Source organism: Achromobacter sp. (assembly GCF_050285565.1).
GTDB lineage: Bacteria > Pseudomonadota > Gammaproteobacteria > Burkholderiales > Burkholderiaceae_B > Achromobacter.
The window spans coordinates 642495-652942 of the sequence record NZ_JBLZXG010000002.1 but is presented as its reverse complement, the minus strand read 5'-3'; the positions used below and the strand labels follow the sequence as shown (position 1 = coordinate 652942).

Genomic DNA, 10448 nt, shown 5'->3' with positions numbered 1-10448 from the left:
GCACTCGTTACGAACGGTAGACGACTATGTCGTCCCCTATTTTTTATCCGTCGCCGCTTCGGCGTACGAGAACTTGCCGTTGCGCACCACGCCCATCACCCGGGCGCGCTCGTCGAAGCCCTGGTGGTTGTCCTTGGAGATATTCAAGACGCCATTGGGCACGATCAGGTCGCGGGTGTTTTCCAGCGCGTCGCGCAGCGCGGCGCGGAATTCCGCAGTGCCGGGCTTGGCGCCGCTCTTGAGCGCGCGCGCCACCGCCGAATCCAGCAGCATCCAGGCGCCATAGGCATCGCCCGCGAACTGCGTCAAGGTGTGGGCGCCGTACTGGCGCTCGTACTTGTCGGCAAACGCCACCGCCACCTTCTTGACCGGGTTCGAATCGGGCAGCTCGCGCGCCACCACGCCGGGTCCGGTGGGGAACAACGTGCCTTCGACGTCGCGCCCGCCCACCTGCAGGAATTCCAGCGTGCCGATGCCGTGGGTCTGGTAGATGGTGCCGGTGTAGCCGCGCTCAAGCAGCGTCTTTTGCGGCAGCGCCGACGGCGTGCCGGCGCCGGCGATCAGCACGGCGTCCGGCTTGGCGGCGATCACCTTGAGCACCTGGCCCACCACCGACGCGTCGGTGCGCTGGAAGCGTTCCTGCGCCACGACCTTGACGTCGCTGCCGGCGGCGGCGGAGAACTCCTTCCACCAACTGTCGCCATAGGAATCGGCGAAGCCGATGAAGGCCACGTTCTTGAAGCCCTTCTTCTTCATGTCCTCGACCAGCACGGTCGCCATCAGCGAATCGTTCTGCGGCATCTTGAAGGCCCAGGCGCGCTTGGGGTCGGACAGCGGCTCGACGATCACGCTGGAGGCCGCCAGCGCGATCATCGGCGTGCGGGTCTCGGCCAGCACGTCCAGCGCGGCCAGGGCGGCGGCGGTGGTGTTGGGGCCGACGATGGCGTCGACCTTGTCTTCCGAGGTCAGCTTGCGCAGGTTCTTGACCGCGCGGCTGACGTCGGTGCCGTCATCCAGCACCACGTAGCGCGCCGGCTCGCCGCCCAGCGTGTTGGGCCACAGGCGGATGGCGTTGTTGGTCTGGATGCCGATCGCCGCGGCCGGGCCGGTGGTGGAGACATCCACGCCGATCACGATCTCGGCATGGGCGGACAGGGCGGGAACGGCCAGCGCGAGCGCGCAGGCGTAACGAAGAAAGAAGCGGGACATGACGACAGCTCGCAAGAGGGAAAAACAGCGGATGGCGTTATTTTGCCTGAGCGCCGCGAGCCTCGTAGACCAGCGCGGCCAGCGTCAGGTCTTCGAGCGCGCTGCCGACCGCCTTGAACACCGTGATTTCATCCGCGCCCGCACGGCCCGGCGCGCGTCCCAGCACCAGGTCGGTCAGCGTGCCGCGGATCTCGTCGCGCGTCAGCACGCCGGCCTCGAACGCGGCCAGCAGGTCGCCGGCCTTGGTGGGCGCCTCGTCGGTGTCCACATAAACCGTGGTGCCGTCGAAGCAGGCCGTGTCGGTCTCGATCATGTCGGGCTTGAAGCTGCCGATCAGGTCCAGGTGGGCGCCGGGGCGCAGCCAGTCGCCGCGCACCAGCGGCGCGGTCGACAGCGTCGCGCAACTGACGATGTCGGCCTGGCGCACGGCCTGTTCCAGGTCGAGGGTGCCGCGGGCATCGAAGCCCTGCTCGCGCAGCGCGGCCGCCAGCGTTTCGGCCCCGGCCGGGCGCACATTCCAGACCCACACCTTGTCGATCGGCCGCACGGTGCGCATGGCCTGCGCCACCAGCCCGGCGATGCGGCCCGAGCCCACGATGGTGAGCACCCGCGCGTCCGCGCGCGCCAGGTAGGACGCGCCCAGCGCCGCCGCGCCGGCGGTGCGGAACACCGTCACCAGATCGCCGTCCACTTGCGCCAGCGGCACACCGGTGCGGGCGCTGTAGAGGTTGTAGGTGGCATGCAGGCCGGGCAGCGACTGGCGCGTGTTGTCGGGAAAGATGTTGATGACCTTGACGCCAAAATAGCCCTGCTCGTTCCAGGCCGGCATGATCAGCGTTGTTCCGTGCGCGCCGCCCGACTCGATCGCGTGGACGTGGCGCGCGGGCACATGGGCGCCTTGGCGGAACGCCTCGCGCAACGCCGGAATCACCGCGTCGAACGACAATGCGCGGCGGGTTTGTTCGGTGTCGATCACTACCATCTGTATCCAATGCCTGTGCGGGTTGAGCCAGGGGCGAAGTGTGACGGCGCGGCGCGGCGCTGGCAAGGCGGCGCTGGCGGCGGTTACATCGGCTTGCCGGATGCGGGCGGCCGCCAGGCGACGCCCCGCCGCGCGCGCCGTATCATGGTTCCTGCCCCTTCCGGCAACGCGCGCCGCCATCAGGCGGGCCGCGCGCTCCCCTAACCGGACGCGTCCGTCGCGGGCGCGTTCCCTCAACAGGAGTCACGCATGAAGAAAACCGCAACCGCCGCCTGGTCGGGCGATCTGAAGACGGGCAAGGGTACGATTTCCACACAGAGCGGCGCGCTCAAGAACCAGCCCTACGGCTTCAACACGCGCTTTGGCGACACCCCGGGCACCAATCCCGAGGAACTGCTGGGCGCCGCGCACGCCGGCTGCTTCACCATGGCGCTGTCCAATATCCTGGGCGAAGCCGGCCTGACGGCGCAAAGCCTGGACACCAAGGCGGAGGTCACGCTCGACAAGGTCGAAGGCGGCTTCGCCATCACCGCCGTGCACCTGACCGTGGAAGCGGTGATCCCCGGCGCCAGCGCCCAGGCCTTCGAGGACGCCGCGCGCAAGGCCGAAAAGGGCTGTCCGGTCTCCAAGGTGCTCAACGCCAAGATCACCATGGACGCCAAGCTCAAGTCCTGAGCGCTCGCCGCCGCATCCGGCCACGGGCGGTGCCATTGGCCCGCCCTATCCGGGCCTTGCTGAAAATCAATTTGACGGTCATGCCTGTCGCATGGAAAATGAGAACCATTCTCAGGAACAACCATGACCCGATTCATCTACGCGATTTCAGGCGGCAAGGCGGCGTACCCCCAGGACGCCCAGATCACGGCCAACCTGCGCCGGGTGGTCGGCTCGGGCATCCTGGTGGCGGTGGGCTACATCGACCCGGGCAACTGGGCCACCGACATCGCCGGCGGCAGCGGCTTCGGCTACGGCCTGCTGCTGGTCGTGATCGCCTCGGCCATCCTGGCGCTGGGCTTCCAGATCCTGGTGTCGCGGCTGGCGCTGGCCACCGGCGAAGACCTGGCCACCCTCACCGCCCGCCACCTGTCGCCGCGCACCGCCAAGACCGCCTGGCTGGCCGGCGAGGCCGCCATCCTCGCCACCGCGCTGGCCGAACTCATCGGCGGGGCCATCGCGCTGCGCCTGCTGTTGAACCTGCCGCTGCTGGGCGGCGTCGCCGTGACGGGCGTCGGCACCTTTGCCGTGCTGGCCTTGACGCGTGGCAACGCCGACCGCCACGAACGCGTCATCGCCGTGCTGCTGTCGGTGGTGGCCGCCTCGTTCGTGTTCCTGCTGTTCAAGGCCAACCCGGCCTGGGCCGACGTGGCGCACGGCATGACGCAGACCGGCCACGCGCTGCGCGATCCGCAAGGTTTCCTGATCGCGCTGGGCATCCTGGGCGCGACCCTGATGCCGCACAACCTCTATCTGCACTCCGGTTCGCTGGCGCAACGCGCCCGCGTGCTGCCGGCCGAGGCCCGCGACCTGGCCATGCGGGTGGCGCGCAACGACACCGTGGTGTCGCTGGGCGTGGCCATGCTCATCAACTCGGCCATCATGATCGTCGCCGCGGCCTCGCTGTCCGGCTCCGGCATCATCGTCTCCAGCCTGGATGACGCCCATGCCGTGATCGGCCAGACCCTCGGCATCGGCGCCGCGATCGTATTCGCGGTGGCCCTGTACGCGGCCGGGCAAAGCTCCACCATCACCGGCGTGCTGGCCGGCCGCATCCTGTCGCAAGGCTTCCAGATCCACAGCGGCTGGTCCGACCGCCGCCGCGCGCTGGCCACGCGGCTGATCGCCGGCACCGTGGCGGCCGCCCTGCTGGCCTTCACCGGCGGCCAGGACCCCGACCAGTTGCTGGTGCTGAGCCAGGTCATCCTGAGCCTGGCGCTGCCCTTCGCGCTGGGCCCGCTGGTGGTGCTGGCCCGCCGCAAGCAGGTGATGGGCCGCCACGTGTTGCGCGGCACCTGGGCCTGGGCGGCGGTGGTGGCCACCGTCGGCATCATCCTGCTGGACGGCTACCTGCTGGTGGACATGGTGGTGTGATCCTCGCCACGGCACGGCATAAAAAACGCCAGCAATCGCTGGCGTTTTTTCTGGCGCGGGCCGGCGGCTCAACGGTGGGCGGAGATCACCGGGTGCTGGCGACGGCCCGCATCCATGTCGTGCAGCATTTCGCCGACGGCGCCGCCGAAACGGCCGAGGCGCCGCTTGAGCCGGCGCCAGCCCGCGCGCGAGAACGGGCCGGACAGGGTTTCCGCTTTGATGGCCTCGCGGATCAGGGACCGCTCCAGCGCATCCGACATGCGGGCATTTTTCAACGCGGTATCGCTCATGATTCTCTCCTTGAGAAAGCGCGATGGGGAACAACACGAATTCATGTTAGACCCGCGTTTGCTGCGTTGCAATAAAAATTGCCTAGCATTATTTTTGCCGTTGCGGAATGGGTACAAACACCACCACAACGGTGCACGAGGCACCATGTCCGGCACCGTTATTGTGCAGCGCAAAACAGCGCCCGGCAGCCCGCTCAGCGTTGCAGATGGGCCGCGATGAGTGTGTCGGCCATCTCGGCCACCCGTCCCGCCGGCCCGCCCTCGTGGAACAACTGGCTCGACACGAAAGCGCCTTCGATCAACAGCAGCAGGCCATCGCCCAGCGCCTGGGGATCGGGCGCGCCCATCTCGGCCGCCATGGCCGCCAGGCGCCGGCGCAGCTCGACCTTGTGCTCGACCGCGACCACGCGCGCCGGATGGCCGTCCTCGGGATATTCCACCGCCGCATTGGTCAGGCCGCAGCCGCGATAGCCGTTCTGCACCGCGCGCACGCCCAGGCCCGACAGATAGGCCCGCAGACCCGCCCTGGGGTCGCCCGGATGCGCGTCGCAGGCGGCGTTGAAGCGCCCCCAGAACTCGGCGTCGTAGTCGCGCAGGTAGGTCGCGGCCAGTTCGTCCTTGGACGAAAAGCTGCGGTACAGGCTGGGCTTGGTGACGCCGGCCTGGTTGACGATGGCGTCCACTCCCACCGCCCGGATGCCGTCGCGGTAGAACATTTCGCGCGCGGTCTTGCGGATGCGATCAGCCGCCAGAGGCGGTTTCGCGGCGGCGGTGGCGGTGGCGGTCTTGCCACCCGCTGCGGATTTGCTGGCCATAACGGAGACTCCTCACTAAGACCGGCCGGCCAGGCCGGCCGCCCTGAAGACAGGTTCGTCCAAAATATTTCTTGACGATGTTACCAACCGGTACGTACCATTCGCAAACCAAATTACGTACCGGTCAGTAACATGAGTATAGCCCACCTGCCCATCCCCTTCCGCCGCGCCGGCCAGAAGTACGCGTTCGTCGTGGTCGCGGTCGTGTTCCTGGCTCTGCTGGTATCCGCCGGCCTGCGCTCCTCGCCCAGCGTGCTGCTGGTGCCGCTGGAGGAAAGCTTCGGCTGGAACCGCGGCACCACTTCGTTCGCCGCCGCCGTCGGCATCTTCCTGTACGGCCTGGTCGGGCCGTTCGCCGCGGCCGCGATGGAACGCTTCGGCCTGCGCCGCGTGCTGATCGCGGCGCTGTCGCTGATGGCCGCCTCCAGCGCGGCCAGCGCCTACATGACCCAGCCGTGGCACCTGCTGATGACCTGGGGCGTATTCTCGGGCATCGGCTCGGGCGCCGTGGCCGTGGTGATGGGCGCGACCGTGGTCAACCGCTGGTTCACCAAGCACCGCGGCCTGATGATGGGCCTGCTGACCGCCAGCACCGCCACCGGCACGCTGATCTTCCTGCCGCTGCTGGCAGCGCTGGCCTCGTCGGGCGACTGGACCCGGGTGGTGTGGACCGTGGCCGGCGCCGCCGCCGCGCTGGTGCCGCTGGCCTGGTGGCTGGTGCCCGACCGCCCCGCCAGCGTCGGCCTGGCGCCATTCGGCAGCGATCCGCACGCGCCGCCCGCGCCCGCGGCGCCGCGCACCGGCATGCTCGCCGCCACCTTCGGCGCCCTGGGCCGTGCCGCCAAGACCCGCACCTTCTGGTTCCTGTTCGCCACCTTTTTCATCTGCGGTTTCACCACCAACGGCCTGGTCGGCACGCACCTGATCGCGCTCTGCGGCGACCACGGCATGCCTGAAGTGCAGGCCGCCGGCCTGCTGGCGATCATGGGCATCTTCGACCTGTTCGGCACCACCGCCTCGGGCTGGCTGACCGACCGCTACGATCCGCGCAAGCTGCTGTTCGTCTACTACGGGCTGCGCGGCCTGGCGCTGATCTACCTGCCCTACTCCGACTTCTCGTTCTACGGTCTGGCGATCTTCGCGGTGTTCTTCGGCCTGGACTGGATCGCCACCGTGCCACCCACCCTGCGCCTGGCCACCGAGGCCTTCGGCGACCGCGAGGCGCCGATCGTGTTCGGCTGGATCGTGGCAGGCCACCAACTGGGCGCGGCCAGCGCGGCCTGGATGGCGGGCGTGGTGCGCCAGTCGCAAGGCAGCTACCTGATGGCCTTCGTCGCGGCCGGCGCCACCGGCCTGATCGCCGCGATCATCGCATTGCTGATCAGGCGTGAACGGGCCGTGGCGCAACCTGCGTAATGTCCGGCGTCATGTAAAAGAAAAGCCCGGCATGCCGGGCTTTTCCCTGTCGCCAGCGGAGCGGGCCTACGCCTCTTCCACTTCGCCCAGGTACGCCGCGCGCACCTTGGGATCGTGCAGCATGTCGGCGGCGGGGCCCGACAGCGTGATCTCGCCGGACTCCATCACGTAGCCGCGATGGCTGTTCTCCAGCGCCAGGCGGGCGTTCTGCTCGATCAGCAGGATCGTCACGCCTTCGCTGGCGATGGTGCGCACCACCTCGAAGACCTTTTCCACCATCAGCGGCGCCAGGCCCATCGAGGGCTCGTCCAGCAGCAACAACCTGGGGCGCGCGATCATGGCGCGGCCCATGGCCACCATCTGCTGCTCGCCGCCCGACAGCGTGCCGGCGGCCTGCTTGCGGCGTTCGGCCAGGCGCGGGAACAGCGTGAACACCCGGTCGGTGTCCTGCCGCACCTGCGCGGCGTCGCGCCGGATGTAGGCGCCCATCGCCAGGTTTTCCTCGATGGTGAGCTGACCGAAGATGCCGCGGCCCTCGGGCACCATCACCAGCCCGTCGCGCACCAGCTCGTGAGACTTGCGGCCGCCGATGGACTGGCCACCGTAGACCACTTCGCCGCCGGCCAGCGGCACCAGGCCGCAGATGGCGCGCAGGGTCGTGCTCTTGCCGGCGCCGTTGGCGCCGATCAGGCACACCAGTTCGCCTTCGTCCACGCGCAGGTCGATGCCGCGCACCGCGCGGATGCCGCCGTACGCGACCTGCAGGCCGCGCAGTTCCAGTAGGGGTTTGCTTGCCGTCGTCATGCCGGGCGCTCCTGATGAATCAGCGGATCCTGGGCGGCGCCCGCGCCCAGATACGCTTCAATGACCTTGGGGTCGCGCTGCACCTGGGCGGGTTTGCCCATGGCCAGCACCTTGCCGTATTCCAGCACCAGCACCCGATCGCACAGGCCCATGACCAGCTTCATGTCGTGCTCGATCAGCAGCACCGTGACGCCGTCGTCGCGGATCTTCTCGATCAGCTTGCGCAGCACCACGGTTTCCGAGGCGTTCATGCCGGCGGCCGGCTCGTCCAGCGCCAGCAGCTTGGGATCGGTCGCGAGGGCGCGCGCGATTTCCAGGCGGCGCTGGTCGCCATAGGGCAGCGAGCGCGCCACATCGTTGGCGCGGTGGCCGATGCCGACGTAGTCCAGCAGTTCCTGGGCGCGGGCCTCGATGGCGGCTTCCTCGGCGCGCGTGCCGCGGGTGCGGAACACCGCGCCCAGCACGCCGGCGCGGGTGCGCATGTGGCGGCCGATCATGACGTTCTCGATCGCGCTCAGGTTGGCGAACAGGCGGATGTTCTGGAAGGTCCGCGCCAGGCCGGCATGCGCCACCTCGTGCGGCTTCTTGCCCGACATCGAGACCCCATCGAAGGTGCAGCTACCGTCTTCCGGGATGTAGAGGCCCGTGAGCACATTGAACAGCGTGGTCTTGCCGGCGCCGTTGGGGCCGATCAGGCCGTAGATTTCGCCTTGCTCGATGTCGAAGCTGACGTCCGACAGCGCCTGCAGGCCGCCGAAGCGTTTGCCCAGTCCCTGGGCTTGCAGCAGTTTGCTCATGCCGCGCCTCCCTGGGTCTTGGTCGACAACTCGCGCTTGCGCACGGCCGAGGGCCACAGGCCGGCCGGCCGGAACAACATCACGCACACCATCGCCAGGCCGAACAGCAGCATGCGAATGCCCTCGGGATCCAGCACCACCGCGCCGAACAGCATCTGCTGCACCGGCTCGACCACGGCGCGCAGGAACTCCGGCAGCGCGGCCAGGATCAGCGCGCCCAGGATCACGCCCGGGATATGGCCCATGCCGCCCAGCACCACCATGCACAGAATGGAAATGGACTCCATCAGCGAGAAGCTCTCGGGGCTGACGAAGCCCTGCATCGACGCGAACAGCGCGCCCGCCACGCCGCCGAACGAGGCGCCCATGGCGAAGGCCAGCAGCTTGATATTGCGGGTGTTGATGCCCATCGCCTTGGCGGCGATCTCGTCTTCGCGGATGGCTTCCCAGGCGCGGCCGATGCGCGAGTTCTGCAGGCGCACACATACCAGGATGATGATGAGCGTCAGGGCCAGCAGCAGGTAGTAGTACTTCTCCGGCCCGGTCACGCGGATGCCCAGCAGGCTTTCGGTGCGGCCAAACGCGAACTCGCCCACCTTGAAGGTGTCGATGCGGTTGATGCCCTGCGGGCCGTTGGTGATGTTGACCGGCGCGTTCAGATTGTTCAGGAAGATGCGGATGATCTCGCCGAAGCCCAGCGTCACGATGGCCAGGTAGTCGCCGCGCAACTTGAGCGTCGGCGCCCCCAGCAGCACCCCGAACAGGCACGCCACCGCCAGCGCGATCGGCAGGATCGCCCAGAACGGCAGGTGCAGCCCGAAGTGCGGCGAGGCCAGCAGCGCCCAGGTATAGGCGCCCACCGCGTAGAACGCGATATAGCCCAGGTCCAGCAGGCCGGCAAAGCCCACCACGATGTTCAGGCCCAGCGACAGCATCACGTACAGCAGCGCGAAGTTCAGGATGCGGACCCAGCTCTGGCCGGCCATGCCGATCACGAACGGCAGCACCGCCAGCACGATGCCGATCAGCGCGATGCCGATCAGGTTGCGGGTCGACAGCCCGCTGTTTTTCAGCGTCGTGCTCATGCGCGGTCTCCCACACGTTCGCCCAGCAGGCCGGACGGACGGAAAATCAGCACCAGCACCAGCACGAAGAACGCGAACACGTCCTGGTAATGGCTGCCCAGGAAGCCGCCGGTCAGGTCGCCGATATAGCCGGCGCCCAGCGATTCGATGATGCCCAGCAGCAGGCCGCCGGCCATGGCGCCGACCAGGTTGCCGATGCCACCCAGCACCGCGGCGGTGAAGGCCTTCAGGCCCAGCATGAAACCCATGGTGTACTGCGACACGCCGTAGTAGGTGGCGACCATCATGCCGGCCACGGCGGCCAGCGCCGAACCGATCAGGAACGCGGCGGAAATCACGGTGTTGATGTTCACGCCCATCAGGCCGGCCACTTCGCGGTTCTGCGCGGTGGCGCGCATGGCCGTTCCCAGGCGCGTCTTGTGCACCACGGCCAGCAGCCCGCCCATGATCAGCGCGGCGATCACGACAATGGCGATCTGCAGCGTGCTCATGCGGGCGCCGAACACCTCGAACACGCGCGGCGACAACACCTGCGGGAAGTTCAGGTAATTGCGGCCCCAGCCCATCATCGCCACGTTCTGCAGGATGATCGACACGCCGATGGCGGTGATCAGAGCGGCCAGGCGCGGCGCGCGGCGCAGCGGCCGGTAAGCCACGCGCTCGGCGGTCCAGCCCACGGCCATGCACAGCGGCACGGACACCAAGAGGCCCAGGCCCAGCACCACGAAGGCGGAGGCGGACGGGTCGCCGCCGACCAGCGAGATGGCGATCGTGGTCGCCGCCATCGCGCCGATCATGACGACATCGCCATGCGCGAAGTTGATCAGCCCGATGATGCCGTACACCATGGTGTAGCCGAGGGCGACCAGGGCGTACACGCTGCCGAGCGTGACGCCGTTAATCAGTTGTTGAATGAAGATATCCATAGGGGCCGCGGAATAAGCCTGGAAAAATCGCGCGAA

The 10448-nt window shown here is 68.2% G+C and carries 11 protein-coding genes; 3 read left to right on the top strand and 8 right to left on the bottom strand.

The window, feature by feature from the left end; genetic code table 11:
* Window positions 1-36: 36 nt before the first annotated feature.
* Together ACN6O8_RS05985 and ACN6O8_RS05980 are read right to left on the bottom strand one after the other, a co-directional pair.
* Complete coding sequence (locus ACN6O8_RS05985) at window positions 37-1209, bottom strand: ABC transporter substrate-binding protein (protein ID WP_427990135.1); 1173 nt, start codon at window positions 1207-1209, stop codon at window positions 37-39.
* A gap of 37 nt (window positions 1210-1246) precedes the next feature.
* On the bottom strand, window positions 1247-2191 hold the full coding sequence (locus tag ACN6O8_RS05980; protein ID WP_427990134.1) for an ornithine cyclodeaminase family protein: 945 nt from the start codon (window positions 2189-2191) through the stop codon (window positions 1247-1249).
* 249 nt (window positions 2192-2440) lie between these two features.
* Between ACN6O8_RS05980 and ACN6O8_RS05975 the strand changes: the two genes are divergently transcribed.
* Complete coding sequence (locus ACN6O8_RS05975) at window positions 2441-2866, top strand: OsmC family protein (RefSeq protein WP_049073122.1); 426 nt, start codon at window positions 2441-2443, stop codon at window positions 2864-2866.
* Between the two features lie 123 nt (window positions 2867-2989).
* On the top strand, window positions 2990-4279 hold the full coding sequence (locus ACN6O8_RS05970) for an Nramp family divalent metal transporter (RefSeq protein WP_427990133.1): 1290 nt from the start codon (window positions 2990-2992) through the stop codon (window positions 4277-4279).
* A gap of 68 nt (window positions 4280-4347) precedes the next feature.
* Here ACN6O8_RS05970 and ACN6O8_RS05965 read toward each other — a convergent pair whose 3' ends face one another.
* On the bottom strand, window positions 4348-4569 hold the full coding sequence (locus ACN6O8_RS05965; protein WP_427990132.1) for an XRE family transcriptional regulator: 222 nt from the start codon (window positions 4567-4569) through the stop codon (window positions 4348-4350).
* A 194-nt stretch (window positions 4570-4763) separates the two neighbouring features.
* Window positions 4764-5384 (bottom strand): TetR/AcrR family transcriptional regulator, encoded by a 621-nt coding sequence (locus tag ACN6O8_RS05960; RefSeq protein ID WP_427990131.1) that lies wholly within the window; start codon window positions 5382-5384, stop codon window positions 4764-4766.
* Between the two features lie 132 nt (window positions 5385-5516).
* Between ACN6O8_RS05960 and ACN6O8_RS05955 the strand changes: the two genes are divergently transcribed.
* Window positions 5517-6800 (top strand): MFS transporter, encoded by a 1284-nt coding sequence (locus tag ACN6O8_RS05955; RefSeq protein WP_427990130.1) that lies wholly within the window; start codon window positions 5517-5519, stop codon window positions 6798-6800.
* Between the two features lie 66 nt (window positions 6801-6866).
* On the opposite strand, the gene ACN6O8_RS05950 is transcribed toward ACN6O8_RS05955, so the two are convergent.
* From ACN6O8_RS05950 to ACN6O8_RS05935, 4 genes are read right to left on the bottom strand one after another with little or no spacing between them, the layout of a single operon-like run.
* The gene (locus ACN6O8_RS05950; protein ID WP_427990129.1) at window positions 6867-7604 is read right to left on the bottom strand and encodes an ABC transporter ATP-binding protein; all 738 of its coding nucleotides are present in this window, start codon (window positions 7602-7604) and stop codon (window positions 6867-6869) included.
* Window positions 7601-8401, bottom strand: coding sequence for an ABC transporter ATP-binding protein (locus ACN6O8_RS05945; protein WP_427990128.1), 801 nt, complete (start codon window positions 8399-8401; stop codon window positions 7601-7603). Before ACN6O8_RS05945 ends, ACN6O8_RS05950 begins: the two co-directional genes overlap by 4 nt.
* Window positions 8398-9486: an ABC transporter permease subunit gene (locus ACN6O8_RS05940; RefSeq protein WP_054507238.1), complete on the bottom strand. Its 1089-nt coding sequence runs from the start codon at window positions 9484-9486 to the stop codon at window positions 8398-8400. The genes ACN6O8_RS05945 and ACN6O8_RS05940 overlap by 4 nt, the downstream gene beginning before the upstream one ends.
* Window positions 9483-10334 carry a branched-chain amino acid ABC transporter permease gene (locus ACN6O8_RS05935; protein WP_427990170.1) on the bottom strand — a complete coding sequence of 284 codons (852 nt, stop codon included), beginning with the start codon at window positions 10332-10334 and terminating at the stop codon, window positions 9483-9485. The genes ACN6O8_RS05940 and ACN6O8_RS05935 overlap by 4 nt, the downstream gene beginning before the upstream one ends.
* Between the last annotated feature and the right edge of the window lie 114 nt (window positions 10335-10448).

Excerpts from the sequence above, each read along its gene's own strand:
- ACN6O8_RS05980 (WP_427990134.1), bottom strand. The coding sequence starts at position 2,191 with ATGGTAGTGATCGACACCGAACAAACCCGCCGCGCATTGTCGTTCGAC.
- ACN6O8_RS05970 (WP_427990133.1), top strand. The coding sequence starts at position 2,990 with ATGACCCGATTCATCTACGCGATTTCAGGCGGCAAGGCGGCGTACCCC.
- ACN6O8_RS05950 (WP_427990129.1), bottom strand. The coding sequence starts at position 7,604 with ATGACGACGGCAAGCAAACCCCTACTGGAACTGCGCGGCCTGCAGGTC.
- ACN6O8_RS05960 (WP_427990131.1), bottom strand. The coding sequence starts at position 5,384 with ATGGCCAGCAAATCCGCAGCGGGTGGCAAGACCGCCACCGCCACCGCC.
- ACN6O8_RS05955 (WP_427990130.1), top strand. The coding sequence starts at position 5,517 with ATGAGTATAGCCCACCTGCCCATCCCCTTCCGCCGCGCCGGCCAGAAG.
- ACN6O8_RS05965 (WP_427990132.1), bottom strand. The coding sequence starts at position 4,569 with ATGAGCGATACCGCGTTGAAAAATGCCCGCATGTCGGATGCGCTGGAG.
- ACN6O8_RS05985 (WP_427990135.1), bottom strand. The coding sequence starts at position 1,209 with ATGTCCCGCTTCTTTCTTCGTTACGCCTGCGCGCTCGCGCTGGCCGTT.
- ACN6O8_RS05935 (WP_427990170.1), bottom strand. The coding sequence starts at position 10,334 with ATGGTGTACGGCATCATCGGGCTGATCAACTTCGCGCATGGCGATGTC.
- ACN6O8_RS05975 (WP_049073122.1), top strand. The coding sequence starts at position 2,441 with ATGAAGAAAACCGCAACCGCCGCCTGGTCGGGCGATCTGAAGACGGGC.
- ACN6O8_RS05940 (WP_054507238.1), bottom strand. The coding sequence starts at position 9,486 with ATGAGCACGACGCTGAAAAACAGCGGGCTGTCGACCCGCAACCTGATC.
- ACN6O8_RS05945 (WP_427990128.1), bottom strand. The coding sequence starts at position 8,401 with ATGAGCAAACTGCTGCAAGCCCAGGGACTGGGCAAACGCTTCGGCGGC.